Here is a 23,535-nt window from a genome sequence, read left to right as displayed (position 1 = left end):
CGGCATAAGATAACTATCATTTTTTAATAAATTGCTATCGCCAAATATGACATTAATGTCAAATAAGTTATTATGATACTATTTAATACTTATATAGATTGCTATAGAAGTAGCAACGCCTAGCAAGTTAATATAGGTTAATAATGTCTGACATCCTCTAGTGTAAATTGTAATGATAGTTCACCTAGTTTAGATATACACATTCGTTAAGCTGAATCTATCAAATTATTCCTAGATAATAACTATTATAAATAAGATGATATTAAATCCCAAATTTGTTGCTGCTTTCCATTTTTTACAGATGAATAACTTATAATTGTATCGTCATCTTCCATATCTAATTTATTTTTAATATTGTTCAAATGTTTCTGTACTTTACCTTTAGGAATTTTATCTTCTTTCGTACAGACAATTAATGTTGGAATATCAAAATGTTTTAAATAGTTGTACATTAAGATATCATCCTCGGTAGGATTATGTCTTAAATCAACTAATTGAATAACAAGTTGCAAATTCTGTCTTTTAGTAATATATTCTTCAATCATTTTCCCAAATTTTTCTCTTTGAGCTTTACTTACTTTAGCATAACCATATCCAGGTACATCAACGAAAATGAGTTGTTCATCGATATTGTAAAAGTTTAAAGTTTGAGTCTTACCCGGTTGTTGTGACGTGCGAGCCATATTTTTTCTTCCAATCATACTATTGATAAAAGTAGATTTACCTACGTTAGAGCGTCCACTTAAAGCAACTTCAGTTAATTCAGTTTCTGGATATTGTGCTTCTTTAACAGCACTAATAATTAATTCGATATTATTAGGATTTACTTTCATTTTTTATCCTCACTTTATATGTATTCTTAGTTAACTTTATCATTATATAATACTTACTGTCATTGGTATATCATCGAAAACGACTTTAATATTATTTGTCTTAAATTTTTACCTTGGATTACAATAATGAATAGTTTAGGTAATAAGTTTTATTTATCTCCTTATCTTTATAAAAAGATTAAACACTATTCAATTAACGTCATAGATAATAATGCTTAAACTAGAATATTACTATAGATGGGCCATTTTCCCATATTTCTCATTTAAATCTAGTTAGATTTTTAATCTTTAGTAGCTTTGCCCAACTTGCACATTGTAGAAAAAATTCTAAACATAGAATTTTTTTTATGTTGGGTCTCTACTGCAAGAGTCACGTCTTCAAATTACTTTATACATTCAATTTTTCTATTTACATTCAATCGATCAATCTTAAAAATAGAGAAACAAAACCTTTAATCTCCTAATAAACAAAAAGTCCCAAGTTACTTAATGAGTATCTTGGGACTAAAATTCAACAATATTTTATTGTAAAGTTATTACGCTGATGTCTTGCTATTATTAATCAGATTACCTTCTGAATCATATAAATCTGGCTCAACTTCATCTTTAATTGTTTTATCAGTAATGACAACTTTAGCTACATCTTCTGTAGATGGCACATCATACATGATGTCAATTAATGCTTCTTCTATAATTGAGCGTAATCCACGGGCACCAGTTTTACGTTCAATTGCTTTTTCACTAATTGCTGATAATGCTTCATCAGTAAATTCTAATTCAACATTATCTAATTCAAGCATCTTAGTATATTGCTTAACTAACGCATTTTTTGGTTGAGTTAAAATATTCTTAAGTGCTGAAACATCAAGTGTTTCTAAATTAGCAACAATTGGTACACGTCCAATAAATTCAGGAATCAATCCATATGCTTGTAAATCTTCTGGACGAATTTGTGCAAGTAAAGCTTGTTCATCATATTTATCAGCTTCGTTACTTGAGAAACCAATAACTTTTTCACCTAAACGGCGTTTTATGACTTCATCAATACCATCAAAAGCACCACCAAGAATAAATAAAATATTTGTAGTATCAATTTGAATCAATTCTTGGTTAGGATGTTTTCTTCCACCTTGAGGAGGAACACTTGCTGTTGTGCCTTCCAAAATTTTCAGTAATGCTTGTTGAACACCTTCACCAGATACATCACGAGTGATTGAAGTATTTTCTGATTTACGTGCAATTTTATCTATTTCGTCGACATAAATAATACCTTTTTCAGCTTTATCTATATCAAAATCCGCTGCTTGGATTAAACGTAATAGAATATTTTCAACATCATCACCAACATAACCTGCTTCTGTTAAACTTGTTGCATCTGCAATAGCAAATGGTACGTTAAGTGTTTTGGCTAATGTTTGTGCTAATAATGTTTTACCACTACCTGTAGGACCGATAAGCGCTATGTTACTTTTTTGTAACTCTACATCATCTTCATTAGGTCCTAATTGTTGGATACGTTTATAATGATTATACACAGCAACCGCTAATGATTTTTTAGCTTTTTCTTGTCCAATAACATACTCATTTAAATGATCCATGATTTCTTTAGGAGTTGGTAATTCAGTTATCGCTTCTGAAGTATTTTGTGATAATTCTTCTTCGACGATTTCAGAGCATAATTCAATACACTCATTACAAATATATACGCCACTTCCTGCTACAAGTTTCTTAACTTGATCTTGATCTTTACCACAGAAAGAGCATTTTAAATTTTCTTCATCTTCATTGAATTTAAACATTCTATTTACACCCCTATTCGTTAAAGACTATACTAGATTGAATTTTACAATGCAACTTTATTACCTTACAATTTTTATGCTCAAATAACAAGGCTGGGACATTAAGTGTCTCAGCCTCACATTTGTGTTTCGACAATCAAAGTTCAAAATATAATAATATATTTAAAAAGATTAATTGCCAGGTACGAGCCGCAATTTCATAGTTAAACATTGGTATGCAACTCAACCTATATTAATTGTATTGATGATTAGTCTTCTTTAGTTGATTCAACTAATTTAGCATTGTCTCTTAATAAGTCAATAACTTTTTGGATACGAACATCATTTTTAATGATATCAGTGTTACCAAGTGTTTTCTTGATATCGTCAACTGAAATATTAAATTGTTCGCTCATTTTTTCTAATTCTTTATCAATATCTTCATCAGTAGCTTCAATATTTTCAGCTTCTGCAATGGCAGTTAATGTTAAGTTTGTTTTAACACGTTGTTCTGCATCATCTTGCATTTGTTCTCTTAATTGATCTTCATTTTGACCTGAGATTTGGAAATATGTTTGTAAGTCTAAACCTTGTTGTTGAATTCTTTGAGCAAACTCTGAAACCATACGATCTAATTCAGTATCAATCATAGCTTGAGGAATGTCAATTGTAGCATTATCAGTCGCTTTAGTGATAGCTTCCTCTTTTTCAATATTTTCAGCATCTGTTGCTTTTTGTTCAGCTAGACGTTGACGTAAATTTTCTTTATATTCATCAACAGTGTTAGCTTCTGAATCTAATTCATTAGCAATTTCATCTGTTAATTCTGGTACATCTTTAAATTTAATTTCATTTACTTTTGTTTTAAAAGTAGCTTCTTTACCAGCTAATTCTTCAGCATGATATTCTTCAGGGAATGTAACTACAACATCTTTTTCTTCGCCAACTTTTAAGCCTTCTAATTGTTCTTCGAAACCAGGAATGAATGAACCTGAACCAACTTCAAGGTCGTATCCTTCAGCTTGTCCACCTTCAAATTCTTCTCCATCTACTGAACCGTTAAAATCAATATTTACAGTATCGCCATTTTCAACAGCACCATCTTCTTTAACTACCATTTCAGCTAAATGACCTAAACTATGATCAATTGCTTCTTGTAATTCTTCATCAGTTAATTCAGTATCTTGTTTTTCGATTTCTAAACCTTTATAGTCACCTAATTTAACTTCTGGTTCAACTGTTACAGTTGCTTCAAAGATGAAATCTTTACCTTTTTCAATTTGTGTAACATTTACTTCAGGTTGAGCGACTGGTTTAATTTCTGTTTCATCAATTGCTTCACCATAAGCTTCTGGTAATAAAATATCAATTGCATCTTGATATAATGCTTCCACACCAAAACGTTGTTCGAAAATTGGACGTGGTACTTTACCTTTACGGAATCCAGGTACGTTAATTTGTTTAACTACTTTTTTAAATGCTTGATCTAGAGCTTTGTTTACTTTTTCTGCTGGTACAGTAACGGTTAATAATCCTTCGTTACCTTCCTTTTTTTCCCAAGTTGCTGTCATGTATATATACCTCCATGATTAACTATTTTATTTTTTCAACTTCCCTATTATATCATAGGTCTTTTTGCTACACAAACATTGGAATTGCAAGGTTTATATAACCAAATTCCAACTATTTTCGTCAAAACTATATTAAATTGGTTTTATTAATTTTGCAACAAATTCAACTTTATTCATTTGCATCTAAACGCTGAATAAAATGTAGTGTTTGTTCATTATTAATTTGACAATCCAACCCAATCATATTTTTGAAATAATACTGATATGCATTTATCCAATCTTCAATTTTAAACAGTGTATCTACTTTAATTGGATATAATAGAATGGAATGGTTATTCATAATTCTTTGTGCCTCATCTAATATATGAAGCGCACCATCTTCAAGTCTTAATAACACTTCAGGTATAATGACATTAGTGTGGAGAGTATTTTCAATTCCAGTAAGTTTGTTAGGCACAATATTTAATAATTGATCATATTTATTAATCTGTATTTCATCATTGCTATTTGCAAATCTTAAATATTCAAACATCAAACTAATAATATTATTGTTAAGTGATAAGTTTTCTATGATATTCATTACGGAATTTTTAAATTGATAATGACCATTATCTATTAACTTTAATATTATTTGAGTTTGTTCTCTAGCTGATAATAAATGAAATTCACTTAGCATTTGAGCCACTTCTTTTTCGTCAATCATTAATTGAGATTGTGCATATTCTTTAAGTGGAAATAATTCCATCCTAGTCATATGGTTATTAACTTCATCGATAATTTGATTAATTACCTCTACAGCTTCAAAATATTGGTGTAATCCTATTAAACTTTTAACATAATAAATCATTAAGGCATCATATTGTTGAATACCTCTTTTTAACAAAATAATCGTTTCTTCTCTTAATTCTAAAAAAGAATCCATTTGATAGAGCATGCGACATTTAGTCATTGCTAATTGCTCATCTAACTCAAACTGACTTTCATATTGCGCTATCAGTTCATACATTCTGTCAAAATCTTGTCTTCTCTCAGCTTGGTTTATATCTTTTTTTAATTTTTCTGCTGATTGTGGGAACGGTATGATATCCGACACAATAGTCACCTCAATTATTTATAACGCTTGTAAAATCAATGAACTCCATGTTTCAAAGTCATCATAAGCGTCGATACTTCCTTTTTCAACCCATTTGATACGTAATGTATCGGTTTCTTTTGCTTCAACATCATTTGAATTAACAGTAATTTTAAAAACTATACCGATATGAACTTCACCAACTTTATTAGTATCATCATTGATAAAGCCAATATAATCCATATTTTGTGAATCTTGTGATTGAATACCAACTTCTTCTTCTAATTCTCTTTGTGCATTAACTCTTAATACCTCATTAATAGATTCAGCACCTGGGACATCATTCATATGTCCACCAACACCTATCGATGATTGACCGTGTAAACGTTCTTCACCACCACCAGACAAACGTTCATAGACTAATATTTCTCCATGTTCATTTTCTAATAGACAGTATGATATTAATTGTTTATAGCTAGGGTCTTCTTCCATATCTCCACGACGTTTAACTTCATAATGTTTCAGTGCATCGAAAATATTTTGACCTGTTAACTTATTTTTACTCAAAAAACCATTAAAAGCATTTTTTTCATTATCGAATAAAGTCTTTCTTGGTACTACTATAATTTGTTCATCAAATTTAGACATAATGTGACTCCTTCTATTCTTTAATCTCTTACTTGCATTTTAGCAAAGAAATTATATTTAATCGATTAATATTAGGAATGAGACTGCAATAAATTTTTCAAAAGATTTATTTCATAGATGCTGTTTTGTATATTAATGTTAAATCTACATATAGATTATTGATAACGGCTTCCACATGTCAAAACAGACTCGAATGGCGTGTGAAATGTTGTAGTCCCACTGCCATTAATGAAGTTACTGCCGATATCATCATTTTAAATATGGTTTATGCTTGTCTAGACTCATTTCTTCATTTAAATTCCAATAAAAAAAGAGATGACGAGTCATCTCTTTTACTAGTGATATTATTTTAAAGCATCTTTAGCTTTTGTTACTAATTCAGCAAATGCTTTGTCATCTGAAATAGCGATTTCTGATAACATTTTACGGTTAATGTCAATACCAGCTTTTTTCAAGCCGTTCATTAAACGTGAGTAGCTCATTTCGTGTTGACGAGCTGCTGCATTGATACGTGTAATCCATAATTTACGGAAGTCACGTTTACGTTGACGACGGTCACGGAATGCATATTGACCTGATTTCATTACTTGTTGTTTCGCTACTTTATATAATGTATGTTTTGAACCAAAGTAACCTTTAGCTAATTTGATCGTTTTTTTACGACGCGCTCTTGTTACTGTTCCACCTTTAACTCGTGGCATAAATAATTCCTCCTTAGGTAATTCCTACCGATTTCTGTATTTGTTCTTATTTTTTATATGCTAATAATTGTTTTACACGTTTCATGTCGCTCTTAGACACTAATCTAGCTTTACGTAATTGACGTTTTTGTTTAGTGTTTTTGTTCGCGAATAAGTGAGATGTGAAAGCTCTTGAACGTTTTAATTGACCTGAACCAGTTCTTTTAACACGTTTAGCTGCTCCGCGGTGAGTTTTCATTTTTGGCATAATATATATCCTCCTGTGATAGCTTTAATTATTTTTCAGCTGTAGGCGCTAACATAATAAACATTTGGCGCCCGTCCATTTTAGGTTTTTGTTCAACAGTTGCGATATCTTTACATTCATCTGCAAATTTTTCTAACACACGTTGACCAATTTCCTTATGCGTAATGGCACGCCCTCTGAAACGAATAGAAACTTTACATTTATCGCCTTTAGATAAAAATTTACGTCCATTTTTCAACTTAGTTTGGAAGTCATGTTCCTCGATAGTTGGGCTTAAACGAATTTCCTTAACATTGATAATTTTTTGTTTCTTTTTCATTTCTTTTTCTTTTTTCTGTTGTTCGAATTTGAATTTACCATAATCCATAATTCTAGCAACTGGTGGTTTCGCATTAGGTGCTACGACTACTAAGTCTAATTCTACACGTTCTGCCATTTCTAATGCTTCACGTTTTGATTTCACACCTATTTGTTCACCATCTTGACCGATTAAACGTAATTCTTTTGCACGAATTTTGTCGTTAATTTGAGTTTGATCTTTTGCTATGGTTGACACCTCCAAAATTTTTACGAAATTTGTACCAAGCAAAAAAGAAGAGCGAGTATTTAGCATACCCGCTCTTCTTATACACACTAAATGTGTAACATGATTGACCTGCCAACTGCTTTGTGCGTCGCTACAGGTGAGAAGCGGGTGCTTCTACTTGGTTCGTTTCGTATTCAACGTTGTTAATCATATCAACATTTTAAATATAAGTCAACACTATTTGTATTAATTATGATGTTTTATTTCTTCCATATCTACTTCTTGTCTTAAATCAACTTCAGATAATGGTATTTTTTTAGTTTTGTATTTAACTTTATGATAAATATAGAAAACTAAAAATACTGGAATACCCATATAAGTGATTAAGAATCTATTTAAATCAAAGTTACCTGTTTTAATAAAATCAACATCTTGACCAATAATAACTAAGGCACATAGTACTCCAGCGAATATTGGTCCAAACGGGAATAATTTTGCTTTGTATTTCAATTTTGATTTGTCATAATTTTGATGATCAAATGCACGTCTAAAACGATAATGACTGATTGCAATACCTACCCATGCAATAAATCCTGTCAAACCACTTGCAGCTACAATATATTGATAAGCGCCATCAGTTAATGTTTGTAAAACAAAGATAATAACAACTACGACTGCTGTTACTAATAAAGACATTAATGGAATACCACTTTTATTTGTTTTGCCAAATGCAGGATAAGCTAATTTATCTTTACTCATTGAATACAGCATACGTGTTGATGCATACATTCCTGAATTTCCGGCTGACAAGACAGATGTTAAGATAACAGCATTCATAAATGATGCTGCAAAAGCAAGGCCAGCATTTTTAAATACTAATGTGAATGGTGATGTTGCAATATCATTATCGCCACCCATTAGTGCATTACTATCATACGGAATTAACATCCCAATAACAAAAATAGCTAAAATATAGAATAATAAAATTCTCCAAAACACTTGCTTAATTGCTTTAGGTACTGCTCTTTCTGGATTTTCAGATTCACCAGCAGTAATACCGATAAGTTCTGTACCTTGGAATGAGAATCCAGCGATTAAGAATACACCTAAGATAGAAAGTAAGCTACCACCTAAATTACCACCTAATATAGGGCCTTCACCTTTGGTAAAGGTATCAAATCCAACGAATTCTCCACCCATAATACCTAATATTGTTAATAAACCAATAGCTATAAAGAATATAACTGTTATGACTTTAATTAATGCAAACCAATACTCACTTTCGCCATAAATACGAACTGAAAGTGAATTTAAGGCAAAAATAACCACTAAGAAAATTGAACTCCAGACCCATGCAGGAATACCTTGTAACGGAGTCCAATATTGTATAACTTGTGCCGCGATGGTAATATCAGCTGCAACAGTAACAACCCAGTTAAACCAATAATTCCAGCCTAATGCAAATCCTAATGATGGATCCACAAAACGTGTAGCATAGGTACTAAATGATCCTGAAACTGGTAAATAAGTTGCCATTTCACCAAGTGATGTCATTAAGAAGAACACCATTGCACCTATAATTGCATATCCTATTAATGCACCAAGCGCTCCAGCATCATGGATTGCTCCACCTGACGTAACAAACAAACCAGTACCGATACATCCGCCAATGGCAATCATAGAAATATGTCGATCTTTTAATCCCCTTTTAACACCATTATTACTTTCATCTCTAACTTTCGTCATAAAAGCTCCCTTTCTATGCTTTAGAGGCTAGCCTGACTTAACCTTTTTAACCTAGTAAATTATGTTAATTATTTTAAGTTATTTTTATTAAGCAATAATTCACCATATTAAAAAAATGGCTACATACCTTAAAGATATGCAACCATTTTGGTTATTATCTATATAAGGTAGCACATCACAAACTGTGACAGTACAGTCTCTATTCGAAAACTGTCCCAACAAATACAACTTATGGATTGTATTTATTTCGGCATTTTTACCTTTCACTTGTTCAACACATGTACCATAATACTTCTGACAAGTTAATATTTAAAAATGCAACCTCTAACTCAATTTATTATTTTAACTACCTTGTAATATACATGAAACGATTTATTTTGGCAACCCTATTCATTTGAGTGTGTGGCAAAAATAAGTTTACTAAAATTTATCTTCTTACTTTCAATACAGCAAGAATAATTAAGGGGCGCAATATGTTAATTAACTAACATATTACACCCTAGACATTGACTATCACATGTTGAAAATAAACATTTCCTGCTTAGTACCTCAGACTCACATACTGTTTATTTCCAGTCTGTGAAAGACTCAAGTATTGGCCAATTATGTTTATTTTCTATTCTTTTTCAAACGAATTTCATCTACTAAATTCCAGATAAACTCATCTTTTTCCATTGTTTCTTGGTCTTGTGAACCATATTGACGTACGTTAACTTCATTGTTTTCAACCTCTTTGTCACCAACAACAATTTGATATGGGATTTTTTGCATTTGAGCTTCTCTAATTTTATATCCCATTTTTTCATTACGATCATCAATATTTACTCGTACGCCTTGAGATTTTAATTCATCTTGTAGTTGACGTGCATAATCATAATGTAAGTCAATATTAACTGGAATAATTTCTACTTGTTTTGGTGCTAACCAAGTTGGGAACGCACCTTTAGTTTCTTCAGTTAAGAAAGCAACAAAACGTTCCATAGTAGATACTACGCCACGGTGAATAACCACTGGTTGATGTTGTTCACCGTCTTGACCAATATATGTTAAATCAAAACGTTGTGGTAATAAGAAATCAAGCTGTGCAGTTGATAAAGTTTCCTCTTTACCCATGGCTGTTTTTACTTGAACATCTAATTTAGGGCCATAGAATGCCGCTTCACCAATGGCTTCTTCATATGGTAAGCCTAGTTCATCAACAGCTTCTTTAAGCATAGCTTCAGCTTTATTCCACATATCATCATCGTCGAAATATTTTTCTTTATCTTCAGGATCTCTATAACTTAATCTAAAGCTATAATCTTCAAAGCCAAAGTCTTTATACACATCAATAATCATATTAACTACGCGTTTAAATTCTTCTTTAATTTGGTCAGGTCTTACAAAAATATGTGAATCATTAAGTGTCATACCGCGAACACGTTGTAAACCAGATACAGCACCACTTGCTTCATATCTATGCATCATACCAAGCTCTGCAATACGAATTGGTAATTCACGATATGAATGAGGTTTATTTTTATAAATCATCATATGATGCGGACAGTTCATAGGTCGTAATACCATTGCTTCAGTTTCATCCAATTGCATTGGTGGGAACATATCTTCTCTATAGTGATCCCAGTGACCTGATGTTTTATATAAGTCTACATTTGCCATCACGGGTGTGTAAACATGGTCATAACCCATACTTACTTCTTTATCAACGATATAACGCTCGATTTCACGTCTTATTGTTGCCCCATTTGGTAACCATAATGGTAAACCAGCACCAACTAATTGATTATTTGCAAATAATTCTAAGTCTTTACCAATTTTACGATGATCACGTTCTTTGCGTTCTTCTAACATTTCTAAATGTGCTTTTAAATCTTTTTTATCAAAGAATGCTGTACCATAGATACGTTGTAACATTTTATTGTCACTATCACCACGCCAATATGCACCTGCAGTAGATAATAATTTAAATTCTTTAATTTTTGCAGTAGATGGTACATGTACACCACGACATAAATCTGTAAATTCACCTTGACTATATAAAGTAACATTTTCATCTTCTGGAATAGCATCAATTAATTCTAATTTGTAAGGATCGTCTTTAAAGAATTCTTTTGCTTCTTCACGTGATACTACTTTGCGTTTGATTTTGTAATTTTCATTGACAATTTGTTTCATTGTTTTTTCAATTTCGTCGAAGTCGTCAGATGAAATATTTTTTTCAATATCGAAGTCGTAATAGAATCCGCCTTCAATAACTGGTCCTACACCAAACTTAACATCACCATATAAACGTTTTAAAGCTTGCGCCATTAAATGTGCAGTTGAATGACGTAAAACTTCAAGTGCTTCTTCACTACCTGGTGTTACAATCTCAATTGTTCCATCCTCTTCTAATGGTCTAGTTAAATCAACTAGTTGACCATTAAATTTACCAGCGACAGCTTTTTTACGTAATCCAGGACTAATTGATTGCGCTATGTCTTCAGTAGTTGTTCCTTTATCAAACGCCTTCTTATTACCATCTGGAAACTGAATATTAATTTGTTCCATAATAAACCCTCCTGTAAAAGATTATGTTAATATCATCTGACCTCGTTAAAATAATTTGAATCCTCACGTGTGTATATTTTCACTTAAAGTGATTTAGTCTTTTGTAGTTGTTTAGAGATAGCAAGACAAATATCGTTATTTGCTATTATTATCAAAGCTCTAAAAATAACAGTGCAATTGGTGTGCTATCAAGCACCTTACTACAAACAAAAAAACCTCGTCCCTATACAAGGGACGAGGTTGTCGTGTTACCACCCTAGTTATTTAACAAGTTAATGTCATGTTAAATATCTCTACATAAGATAACGGTCTTGAGCCGGGTGCTCATTACAAACACCTATAATGAAGTAGTAACAATTTAGTATAAGAACCATATTCTCAACAACTAATGGCTTTCTGTGTCTTAGTGATTAAATTATCTTATCTTCAATTATTTCAACGATTTAGATTTGCCTTCATTATACACCATAAATTAAATTTTTCAATTGTTTCTATAATTTTCTCCAATTAAATAATAAGGTTGTGACAGGGATTTAATTCTTTCAATAATTCTTGCCGCTTTTGTTTTTTCTTCCCCATCTCGCGTAATTGCTAAATGATGTTCTAATTCATTATAATTAAAGTTAGAACTAAAGAATGTTGGTAATTCATGCACCATGCGATAATGTAGTAACGGACCAATCACTTCATCTCTAACCCACGGTGTAACTTCTTCAGCACCAATATCATCTAACATTAAGACATTGGCTTCCCTTACACGCTGCAATTTACTTTCAAAAGAACCATCTTTAAAGCCACTTTTTAACGTACGTATAAATTCTGGAAGATAGACAATAGTTGAACTAATCTTTTTCGACTTAAGTTGATTAGCAATCGCACCTAAAATAAATGATTTACCCGTTCCGAACGACCCATATAAATATAAACCTTTAACTGTGTCACCATTCGTAATGGCCGTACAAATTTCATCAGCAGCCATAGCTACATCTAAGCGTTCACGGTTAGTCATATAAATATCTTTTAACTTTGCATTTAAAGTATCACGTTGCATATGATGTGACGTGATTAATTGCGAGTCAAAACGTTCCTCATCATATTTAATTTTACAAGGACATGGTAAATAACGAATTTTGATACGCTTATTCTCAATATACAGCTCTGGTACATGACCTTTAACAAAATTAGGACAATTTGCAAAAGTATGTCCATCATAATGTTTTTGTTGATCTTTATACTCTTGCAAGACATTTAAATCTTCATCAATCATAGCATTGGTTAATTCCGATTGATGTTGTTGTAAGAATAATTTAACATCTGGGTCATTAACGACATCTTTTTTTATTTTAGCAATTCGTTGTTCTAAATCTTTAGACGACCCCATAATATTTTGGAAACTCTTCATTAATTGTCATCCTCCTCCCATTTTTTAGATAATCTAGCTAAAAACTCCTGTCGATCTTGTTCTAACTTTTGATCATTTTGTTCGTTGTCGTTATTCGTCGCCTTAACTACTTCTCGTTCTGCTAACCATTTTGGAGTTTTTTCCTTAGAAATTAATTTACGTTGACGATGATAAGTTGAATTTTTACCACCTTGATAATTACCATTATCTTGTTTTGGTTGGTTAACTTTTTTAGCGTAGTTGTAAGCCTCTTTAGCAGTTTTAATACCTTTTTTCTTCCAATTTGATGCTATTTCAAATATATATGCTTTAGGTAATTTCATATCTTCTTTTAACATGACAAATTGTAGTAACACATTGATAACGCCAAACGACATCTTTTCACGATCTATTAACTCTTCAATCATTGCTTTTTGAGATAACGTTGGTTCAGATTCTGACCATGATGCTAACATATCTATCGGACTTGTTTGTTCTAACAATTCAAACCAATCTTCTAAATTATCTTGTGGATTGAAATCTTCATTTTGTGGTTGAGTTTTAGCTTCGTTAGTTGTATTAACTTGAAGCTTAGGCATACGATTATCATGCTGTATTAAATAATAAGATCGTGCCTCTTTTCTCATATTTTCAAATGATAATTGCTGTCCACTAGTAATTGATTTAAGAATCACACGTTTCATACCATCTGGTGTTAAACCATAAAGCGTTGCTAATTGAATAATTAATTGTTTAGCCTCTTTAGTAATAATTTCTTTACTTATAAAATGCTTCCCTAACATTTGTATTAACATGTCAAAATCAAATGTTTCATCTGATAAATCCATACCTTGATAACTTTGATTTATCGGAATATCAGACGTATCAATATCTACTTTAGTTGTTGGCACTTTAAAAACTTCCGTAAAAGTTCTTGTCGTTTGTTTAAAAGTTGACAAATCTTTTTGCTGATATTCAAAATAATGTTTTAACTCTTGGAATCTTTTATGATCAACTTCACTATATAAAAAAATAGACAACATTGGGTCATTAAAAAACAAATGCGCAGTTGGAGGTTGAATCAATTCATAGACAAATTGAGACTCCTCTTTATTATGCTTAACGAAAGTTTTAACTAAGCCAATTGCTTCTAGCAAATCCATTTGTTGTCTAAACTCTAGTAAATTTAATTTTAATTCATTCATAAATACATAATGTGACAAATAATGGGAAGACGTTCTACGACGTTCCACAAATTGTGTCATAAAGTGGTATAGTCCAATTGCTTTTGAACCAATTAATGGCGTAAACAATCGATTTAAGACATCTAAATGACTATGATTCAAATCGAAATATTGTATCACTTCGAATTGATCTTGTGGTCTTAAACCAAATTCGTATGCTTGCATACCCATTTAGTTATCACTCCGTTTATTGTCACTTAAAATACCTTGCATTGATGCTAATAGTTGATCAACATCTTTAAATTCTTTATATACTGAAGCAAATCTAACGTATGATACTTGGTCAACATTCATTAATAAATTCATAACATGTTCACCAATATCACGTGATGATACCTCTGTATGTCCTTCATCTCTTAATTGCCATTCTACTTTATTAGTTATATCCTCTAATTGTTGAAATCTAACTGGTCTCTTTTCACAAGAACGTACTAATCCATTTAATATTTTATCTCTTAAAAATTGCTCTCTGGTACCATCTTTTTTCACTACGATTAATTGACTTACTTCAATATGTTCAAATGTAGTGAAACGTATACCGCAATTTTCACATTCTCTGCGACGACGAATCGCATTTATTTCTTCTGCGTGTCTTGAATCAACAACTTTAGAATGTGTCGAATTACATTTTGGGCATTTCATTACATCACCATCTTTATTTTGATTATGCCTCATTATACTATAATTTATGGTATGACAAAAGAAACGGCTTTTCATTATCAAAATCAAGCAATAAAAATATAGCAAAACGATTCATTTATGCAGTTACGTGCATGTTGGACACTAAGACGACATAGAAATAATACTATAGAAATAGATATATAATAATCTGTTGGCTGACACGTGTGACTAACATAATTATCAATAACAGTGTTTAAAATAACGGTTCTCTTTTATTTATCTGTCCTAAAAATTAGAGAACCTAAATAACTCAAAAGTATTAAAGCTATGTTAAGCAGTTAAGTCTTATCTCCGTAAAAATATAAAAAACACTTACACGAAGTTCATTAAATATCCATCATTAGTCAAATTTATTATTTACATAAAACTAATTTTATTGGATATGACAATACAACTTTGTGTAAGTGTTAAACAGTTATCATTGATTTGAGTTAACTTGCATTAACCATTTTTTCTGAAGTCATTAACTTCCCGAGTTGTTTAGCTACATCAACTACTCTATTTGAATAACCCCATTCATTATCATACCAAGCGATAACTTTAACTTTATTATCTCCCATAACCATTGTTGATTGAGCATCGATAATAGCTGAATGTGGGTTCGTATTAAAATCAACTGAAACTAGCGGTTCATACTCAACTTCAACAATACCTTCTAAACCAGCATTTTCAAATGCTTTATTAACCGCTTCAGCAGTTACTTGTTGTTCTAAGTCAACAACTAAGTCAACTAATGAGACATTTTTCGTTGGCACACGTAAAGCCATACCGTGTAATTTACCTTCTAGTTCTGGTAACACTTCTTTCAATGCTTTTGCCGCACCAGTAGAAGTTGGAATAATACTTTCATTACAAGAACGTGCACGTCGTAAATCTTTATGAGGATTATCTATATTTTTTTGATCATTTGTGATGGCATGAACTGTAGTCATTAAACCATTAATAATACCAAAATTATCATTTAAAACTTTAGCTACAGGACCAATGCAATTCGTTGTACATGACGCATTACTAAAGATATCAAAATGGTCAATATCTAAATGATTGTCATTAACACCTTTCACAATCATCTGAACATCCCCACCTTTTGATGGCCCTGTTAACAGTACTTTTTTAGCTCCTGCATTAATGTGTGCAATTGCTTTGTCACCATGGTTAAATTTACCTGTTGCATCTATAACGATATCGATATCTAATTCTTTCCAAGGTAAATTTTCAGGATTTCTATCAGCTACTAATTTGATTTCATGGTCTCCTACTTTCAAACCATTTTCTATAGGTTCTACTTTTTCATCATATTTACCATGAGTCGTATCATAATTAATTAGATGAGCAATTGTTTCGGGAGGGTAGCTCGCATTAATTGCTACTATATTTAAATCTTCTTGTTGTAAAGCAATTCTTAATACCATTCTACCTATTCTTCCCATACCATTAATTGCAATATTTGTTGACATTAAAAGCACCCCTTGATTTTTATGTGTTATACTTTATGCAAATAGTATATCATAATAAAGTGTTTTTGAAAGCGTTTTCTTTAACTTTTTTAAAATTATCTAAGATATCAATTTTTGTCTTATTAATTATCACAAAATGACACTCGCCAAAACCAAATATGAATGTATTGATAAATGCTTGTTGAAATATTATTATGAGTGTTCGCCATACCAATTTTTATAGCTATCGAATAACAATTAACTATGCGAATCTTACTTTATTGTTCACTCATATCAAATAAGTAATATATACATAAACAAGAAAACAGCAGTACAATAATTTTTCTAGAAATTTTTGTACTACTGTTTTTAAATTTATATTCTTTTTTGCAACACCTTACTAGTTATTGATCAAATGTTGACTTTTGTATACTGGTCACATTTCACTATTTATTTAGTGTCACGACATTATTTAATTATTAGTATCACTATAATATGGTTTTTCAATATAACCTTCTTCTTCAAGTAAACGTTCAACATTTTGTTTAAGCTCTAATTTATCGCCTAGATTGTCAATAACATGATCAGCCATTCTACTTTTCTTATCAATGGCAATTTGACTATATACTCGTGCTCTTGCATCTTCTATAGAAAGATCATTTCGTTGCATTAGACGCTCAATTTGAATACTTTCAGAAGTATATACAACCCACACTTCATCAACTGTATGTTGTAAGTCATTTTCAAATAATAATGGGATATCCATGATGACATTATGGCCTTCTTTTAAAAGTTGCTCTTTGTCACGTTCCATAATCTCTCTTACAATTGGATGAACAATCGCATTTAATTCTAAACGTTTTTCAGGATAATTAAACACTAATTCACCCATGTATGCACGATCCATTTCACCATTATCATCTAGGGCTTCTTCTCCAAATGTTTCAATAATTTGTTTTAAACCTTTGCTACCTTTTTCAACTGCTTGTCTTGAGGCTTTATCTGCATCTACTACTTTAAATCCATAAACAGTTAATATATCTGATACTGTTGATTTTCCTGATGCAATGCCTCCTGTTAATCCGATTACTTTTGGCATAGTTTCACTCTTTCTTTATTTCTGACATGTTGGGCAATAATGACTATTTCTAGTTGCTATTACCTGTGTTGCTATATGATCACCACAAACTTTACAGATATTTTGTTTATATACATTTAAATGCAATTGCATTGCACCAGTTTTACCATCTGCATGTCGGTAATCTGAAAAGCTTGTTCCACCATATTTAATACCTTTTTCTAATACTTCTCTAACATAATAAAACACCATTTCTTGTTGTTGATGTGTCAGGTCACTTACTTTTTTATCGGGGCGTATACCTGCTCTAAAAAGTGCTTCACATGCATAAATATTACCACAACCTGCAATAACTTTATGATCTAAAATAACCTGTTTAATTGGTTTGTTAATATTAGTTTTTTGGTTGATACGTTTTAAATAATATGTTAGTGCATCATCACTAAATGGTTCTGGAGCAATATCTAAAAATGGTGGATATGATTCAATAGTAGCCACATTTCTAATTTCACCAAAACGTCGAATATCTGAAAAAACTAACTTTTTCCCATTAGATAATTCAAAAATAACGTGCCAATGTTTACGATAATTAGGAATTAAAATATCATGTAGTTGATCGACTATAAAAAATCCACCTGCCATGCCTAAATGACTAATAAGCACGCGTTGGTCATGGTCATTTTCAATATTAAATACGATGTATTTACTACGTCTAGTTACTTTTTTAATGCTATAACCTTCAGATAATTGTTTGAAGGTATCAAGTTCAATTCCTTTAATAATAGTTGCTCTTCCGGAATCTTTACCTTCGATAACTTTTGGTGAGAACAATACTTTGTCAATTGTTTCCCCAATAATATAGGGTTCAATTCCACGTTTAACGTGTTCTACTTCCGGTAATTCAGGCATAGTTTTAACCTCACTTTATTTTGCATCGTACCAGGTTGGACCATAACTTGAATCTACTTTTAATGGAACATCCAATTGTATGGCATTTTCCATGATCTCTTCAACAAATTTGCTAAAATCTTCAACTTCTGATTTAGGTACTTCAAAAATCAATTCATCATGTACTTGTAATAATAACGTTGCATGATAGTTTGTATCTTCAACTTTGTCAGCAAATTGTACCATAGCAAGTTTAATAATATCTGCTGCACTTCCTTGAATTGGTGTATTCATAGCAGTACGCTCAGCAAAACTTCTTAAATTAAAATTACGGCTAGTGATATCTGGTATATAACGTCGGCGATGTAGTAATGTTTCAACGTATCCAACTGCTTTGGCATCTTTAACTATATCTGACATATATTGTTTTACGCCAGGGAAACTATCTAAATAGTCATCAATAAACGCTTTGGCTTTTTTTCGTGTTATTCCTAAACTTTGACTTAGACCGTAATCACTAATGCCATATACAATGCCAAAGTTAACTGCTTTTGCCTGTCGACGCATTAAACTATCTACTTCGTCAGCTTCAACGCCAAATACTTTCATGGCAGTAGCAGTATGAATATCATCACCATTAATAAAAGCTTCTTTCATACTCTCATCTTGTGTGATATGTGCTAGCACACGTAGTTCAATTTGCGAATAATCAGCTGATAAAATCACACTATCTTTAGATGTTGGCTTAAATGCTTTACGTATTTTTCGTCCTTCTTCCAATCTGACAGGGATATTTTGCAGATTTGGATCTATACTAGATAATCGTCCAGTTTGTGCCAAAGTTTGATTAAATCTTGTGTGAATACGTTGATCATCACTAATTACTTTTTGTAAACCTTCAACATATGTTGACTGTAATTTAGATAATTGTCGATATTCTAAGATATAATCTATGATTGGATGCTCACCTTGTAATTGTTCTAAGACATCTACGGCAGTAGAATAACCTGTTTTGGTCTTTTTAATAACTGGTAATTTAAGTGTTTCAAAAAGTACAACACCTAACTGTTTAGGCGAATTAATATTAAATTGTTCTCCTGCAGCTTCATGAATATTATTAATTAAGACATCTAACTTCTGTTGTATTTCTTGTTCCATTTCCTTTAAATCATTAACATCAGTATAAATACCCGTTTCTTCCATTTGACTTAGAATTCGTGCTAAAGGTAACTCTAAGTCAGCTAATAAAGAAAGTTGATTATATTCTTTTAATTGTTCTTCCATAACAGGTTTAGCTTCATTTATCGCTTCGCTAATTGCTGCTACTTGTGGATTTAAAACATCATCTTCAGGTACTTGGAACTTTTTACCTTTACCATAGATTGCGACGTTATCTTTTACATAATTTTGACCATACAATGATACAACAGATTGTACATCATCAATCGTGCGTGAGGGATCTATAATATAGCTTGCTAACATAACGTCAAAATCAATATGCTGAATATCAATATTTAATCTATGCGCAGCAACATATGTTTTTTTAGCATCATACACTATTTTAGTCGTGCTTTGATTTTCTAGCCAAGCAACAAGCTGCGGATAATCTTTAATGTTTTGAGCATCAATGACAATATGTTGATCTCCTATATACACTGCAAACTTAAGTATACGATCTTTTAAATAATTACTACCTTCTAATTCAAAATGAATAGACGCTTCTGATATTGTTTCAAAATTAATATCGTTAAAATTATCTATAATATCGAACGTTTTCTCAACAACCGTGTTTTCATCAGCTTGGTCACTATCTAAGTCTGACAATAATTGTTTAAATTCTAGTTTTTTAAATAACTCAATTTTATCATTATTGTTTTCCTGATCTATCATTTTAGTATCTGCAAGTGTAACGCCAATTGGACTTTCAACATTAATTGTAGCTAAGTCTTTACTCATAAAGGCATCTTCTTTACTATTTTCAAGTTTTTCTTTTAACTTTTTACCAGAAACATCATCGATATGTTCATATACACCTTCAACATTTTGAAATTGATTGAGTAATTTAATAGCTGTTTTTTCTCCAACACCAGCCACGCCTGGAATATTATCAGAGGAATCACCCATTAAACCTTTCATATCTATAATTTGTTTAGGTTTAAGCCCATTATATTTCTCAGCAATAAATTCTGGTGTGTAATGATCTACATCAGTAACACCCTTTTTAGTATAATAAATTGTGACATTTTCTGTTGCTAATTGCGTTAAATCGCGATCTCCAGTAATAATAATGGTTTGAAAACCGGCTTGATCGGCTTCTCTACTTAATGTTCCAATAATATCATCAGCCTCATAGTTATCTAATTCATAACGTTTAATATGATATGCATCTAATAATTGACGTATATATGGAAATTGCTCGCTTAATTCTGGTGGGGTTGATTGACGTCCACCTTTATATTCACTATATTTTTCATGTCTGAAAGTTGTTTTACCTGCATCAAAAGCTACTAAAAAATGATTAGGTTGTTCTTCTTTTAAAATCTTTTCAAGTAACATGGCAAAACCATAAACTGCATTGGTATGGATTCCTGCTTTATTTGATAATAATGGTAAAGCATAAAACGCTCTAAAACTTAAACTATTACCATCTATTAATACTAATTTATTCACTATATTAACCTCCAGCCTGATTTATGTATATTTTAGCATATAAAGATATAGGTACGTAAAAAAAGGAACTATTATTATTTTTTGAATTTTTGTATTTATACAACTAGATAAAACTGTTGTTTCTAACATTATCAATCACAACAATAAAAAAGTTTGAGTATAGATGCACTACTCAAACTTTTATTTGTTAATTTAATCATTTTTGTTTGTACCAAAAGGAATATATTTAACTTTTATGTCATCTGGAATACCATGATATTCATTAAAGAATTTTTGATATTTTTCTTCATTAGGTGTAACTTTCTGCATATAATGTTCAAAAGGAAGTAAAGGCAGCGTATAAACTTTTTTCTTAGGATATGCTTTGATTTGCTGTTTTAAATTTTGGACTCGCAATTCATTTTGATGATTAATAAAACTAAATGTACTCAAATAAACCAGTGCTAAAACGGTTGCTACACTAATGGTCCATTTTAAATTAAATGTAATGTAATCACATACTCTTTTTAATAACATAAGTACAATAATTAAATGCATAACATAGACAATCAAAAAATTTCTAGGGCCAATCGGTGAGACTATAATTAATGTGATACTAATTAAATGCATAGATACCATGATTATATACGTCACTATAAGTTCTTTTCTATCTATTAAAACGATACTCATCGTTAAAATCATCGCAACGATATATATGATACAAATTAACGTGCTTGCTATATTAAACAAACTAACATGTGTCTCATGAGCAAGTTCAAACTGATTATAGATGATAAAGTAATACGTTGGTAATAATAATAATCCAACAATTAAACTTTTCCGCTTTAATGTATCAAGTTGACTAAATCGTTTACTTTTAATTAACAAAAACAATAATATTAATGTTGTAATAATCACTATGACTATTTCGTTATAATATATCCAATTGGGTAATACTGAAGTCGTAGTTTCAAATATTTTAGTGAAAAATCCCTTATCATTTGATACTTGTTGATAATCTGTTGCCCCTTCAAAAAATATCTTATGGTAATTAGGATTAGAAAACATTAACATCGTACCGATCGTACTCATCAAAAAGCCAAATAATAATTTTGTATTTATCATTCTATAACTAACAAAATAGTAAATTAATGATAGAAATAGAAACATACAATTAAATACAGTAATATTTTCTATAAATAATTGACCAATTAAACACACAATATAAAATATCACTAAATTATGTACTGACATCTTTTTGTTATAAACAATGATATTTAAAATGGTATGTATAATGAATAGCGTACTCAAAATGGGTGGTACATAGTTATAAAATCCAGCAAACCAACCGAACGTTTGACTGAAAATTTGACTTGGCATAATCAGCATCATTATAAATGTAATAAAGTAAAAGATAATATTTTTTTGTGCATCAATCGTTTTAATAATTAACCAAATTAACCCTACGCTTGTTAAACCATAAGTTAACCATCTAATCCAACTTATTTTTACAGCTATCATTTCAAAAAAGTTACCTAAATATCTGCCATTTAAAGTAGCTGTTTCTGAATTTAACATCGAATTGCCGTAATCACTATACCACAATAAGTCATCGTGCATTAATGGTAAGAAAAAGCCTAATAGAATATAAAATATTAATATTGCAATTAAAGTTATCGTTGTTTTCTCTAGTTGTTTTATGTTCACATTATCCTTCCTTTAATACTGTTAATTCAAATATTCCCTTACATTTTTTGTTGTTCACATCAATATTATTGAAATATCTTGTTCCGATTTCTCCATAGACCATTGTCATTTATATAGAACACATCAACTTACCTTTAATCTAAATTATTAGACGTCTAAATAAATCGTTAATAGTTTTTAATGTTGATATCTTTATTGATCATTCTTCTGTTTAAAGTTTATATTTTTATATTATAAATATATTATACAATAAAAATTATTACAACTTATACTCTATCCTTAATCATGTTCTTAATAAATATTGTCTTAAGAAATTTATTTCAAATTATATTGTTAAAGCTAAACATTAAAATAGTGATAATGGATTATTGACCCTTTACGTATTTGAGTATACATTACTTTATAAACTCACATTATTAATTAATATTTATCTTTTAAATGTACAACTAGCCTTGGTTCTATCCATTAACAAAGATTACTTTCTAACATGATTGATAATTGTCATTATTCAAGACACTTGTGCTTAACATAACAAATACACCTCAACAATCAACTGTTCATCTGATTGTTGAGGTGTCAATTATTTTCTTAACATTTCCACATTTATTTAAATATTTAGAGCCCGGGACAAAATGTATTTTACACTTAAATTTAAGCATTTGGCAGTAACTGTCTGGTTTTCAAAACGTTGATAAATCACCATTTTGAAAACCTAGTCAGTCTTGCCGGGGTGGAAGGGACCCAACACAAAAAAACTGGTTATCTGAAATAGGTTTACAGTTTATTAATTCATAATAAG

The 23,535-nt window shown here is 30.8% G+C and carries 18 protein-coding genes, 1 riboswitch and 1 other annotated feature; all 18 genes read right to left on the bottom strand.

Annotated elements, in window-relative coordinates:
* Positions 1–245 precede the first annotated feature (245 nt).
* Positions 246–833: a ribosome biogenesis GTP-binding protein YihA/YsxC gene (gene yihA, locus CD113_RS07370; protein ID WP_002465188.1), complete on the bottom strand. Its 588-nt coding sequence runs from the start codon at positions 831–833 to the stop codon at positions 246–248.
* A gap of 536 nt (positions 834–1,369) precedes the next feature.
* Complete coding sequence (clpX, locus tag CD113_RS07365) at positions 1,370–2,632, bottom strand: ATP-dependent Clp protease ATP-binding subunit ClpX (protein ID WP_002465067.1); 1,263 nt, start codon at positions 2,630–2,632, stop codon at positions 1,370–1,372.
* 248 nt (positions 2,633–2,880) lie between these two features.
* Positions 2,881–4,182, bottom strand: coding sequence for a trigger factor (tig, locus tag CD113_RS07360; protein ID WP_002465066.1), 1,302 nt, complete (start codon positions 4,180–4,182; stop codon positions 2,881–2,883).
* A gap of 169 nt (positions 4,183–4,351) precedes the next feature.
* Entirely contained in the window at positions 4,352–5,275 is a 924-nt protein-coding gene (locus tag CD113_RS07355; protein ID WP_002465065.1) for a hypothetical protein, read from the bottom strand.
* A gap of 18 nt (positions 5,276–5,293) precedes the next feature.
* Positions 5,294–5,902, bottom strand: coding sequence for an NUDIX domain-containing protein (locus tag CD113_RS07350; protein ID WP_002465064.1), 609 nt, complete (start codon positions 5,900–5,902; stop codon positions 5,294–5,296).
* A 344-nt stretch (positions 5,903–6,246) separates the two neighbouring features.
* The gene (gene rplT / locus CD113_RS07345) at positions 6,247–6,603 is read right to left on the bottom strand and encodes a 50S ribosomal protein L20 (RefSeq protein WP_002465063.1); all 357 of its coding nucleotides are present in this window, start codon (positions 6,601–6,603) and stop codon (positions 6,247–6,249) included.
* A 46-nt stretch (positions 6,604–6,649) separates the two neighbouring features.
* Positions 6,650–6,850: a 50S ribosomal protein L35 gene (gene rpmI / locus CD113_RS07340; RefSeq protein ID WP_002465062.1), complete on the bottom strand. Its 201-nt coding sequence runs from the start codon at positions 6,848–6,850 to the stop codon at positions 6,650–6,652.
* 28 nt (positions 6,851–6,878) lie between these two features.
* Positions 6,879–7,406, bottom strand: coding sequence for a translation initiation factor IF-3 (gene infC / locus CD113_RS07335; RefSeq protein ID WP_002465061.1), 528 nt, complete (start codon positions 7,404–7,406; stop codon positions 6,879–6,881).
* A gap of 28 nt (positions 7,407–7,434) precedes the next feature.
* Positions 7,435–7,562 (bottom strand) — a sequence feature (ribosomal protein L20 leader region).
* Positions 7,563–7,622: 60 nt separating this feature from the next.
* On the bottom strand, positions 7,623–9,122 hold the full coding sequence (locus CD113_RS07330; RefSeq protein ID WP_002465060.1) for an amino acid permease: 1,500 nt from the start codon (positions 9,120–9,122) through the stop codon (positions 7,623–7,625).
* A gap of 160 nt (positions 9,123–9,282) precedes the next feature.
* A riboswitch (Lysine riboswitch) is annotated at positions 9,283–9,457 on the bottom strand.
* 274 nt (positions 9,458–9,731) lie between these two features.
* Positions 9,732–11,672: a threonine--tRNA ligase gene (gene thrS / locus CD113_RS07325; protein ID WP_002465059.1), complete on the bottom strand. Its 1,941-nt coding sequence runs from the start codon at positions 11,670–11,672 to the stop codon at positions 9,732–9,734.
* Positions 11,673–12,153: 481 nt separating this feature from the next.
* Entirely contained in the window at positions 12,154–13,074 is a 921-nt protein-coding gene (gene dnaI, locus CD113_RS07320; protein ID WP_002465058.1) for a primosomal protein DnaI, read from the bottom strand.
* Positions 13,074–14,468 carry a replication initiation and membrane attachment family protein gene (locus CD113_RS07315; RefSeq protein WP_002465057.1) on the bottom strand — a complete coding sequence of 465 codons (1,395 nt, stop codon included), beginning with the start codon at positions 14,466–14,468 and terminating at the stop codon, positions 13,074–13,076. Before CD113_RS07315 ends, dnaI begins: the two co-directional genes overlap by 1 nt.
* On the bottom strand, positions 14,469–14,939 hold the full coding sequence (gene nrdR, locus CD113_RS07310; RefSeq protein WP_095092752.1) for a transcriptional regulator NrdR: 471 nt from the start codon (positions 14,937–14,939) through the stop codon (positions 14,469–14,471).
* A 470-nt stretch (positions 14,940–15,409) separates the two neighbouring features.
* Positions 15,410–16,435 (bottom strand): glyceraldehyde-3-phosphate dehydrogenase, encoded by a 1,026-nt coding sequence (locus CD113_RS07305; protein WP_002464921.1) that lies wholly within the window; start codon positions 16,433–16,435, stop codon positions 15,410–15,412.
* A 451-nt stretch (positions 16,436–16,886) separates the two neighbouring features.
* On the bottom strand, positions 16,887–17,513 hold the full coding sequence (coaE, locus tag CD113_RS07300; protein WP_002464920.1) for a dephospho-CoA kinase: 627 nt from the start codon (positions 17,511–17,513) through the stop codon (positions 16,887–16,889).
* Between the two features lie 15 nt (positions 17,514–17,528).
* Positions 17,529–18,401, bottom strand: coding sequence for a bifunctional DNA-formamidopyrimidine glycosylase/DNA-(apurinic or apyrimidinic site) lyase (mutM, locus tag CD113_RS07295; protein ID WP_095092754.1), 873 nt, complete (start codon positions 18,399–18,401; stop codon positions 17,529–17,531).
* A gap of 15 nt (positions 18,402–18,416) precedes the next feature.
* Positions 18,417–21,050, bottom strand: a complete 2,634-nt coding sequence (polA, locus tag CD113_RS07290; RefSeq protein WP_002464964.1) for a DNA polymerase I — start codon at positions 21,048–21,050, stop codon at positions 18,417–18,419.
* A 192-nt stretch (positions 21,051–21,242) separates the two neighbouring features.
* Positions 21,243–22,736, bottom strand: coding sequence for a DUF6056 family protein (locus CD113_RS07285; RefSeq protein WP_002464965.1), 1,494 nt, complete (start codon positions 22,734–22,736; stop codon positions 21,243–21,245).
* Positions 22,737–23,535 lie beyond the last annotated feature (799 nt).

Origin of the sequence: Staphylococcus simiae, assembly GCF_002902085.1 — a bacterium.
Lineage (GTDB): Bacteria > Bacillota > Bacilli > Staphylococcales > Staphylococcaceae > Staphylococcus > Staphylococcus simiae.
This window is presented reverse-complemented; position numbering and strand designations above follow the sequence as displayed.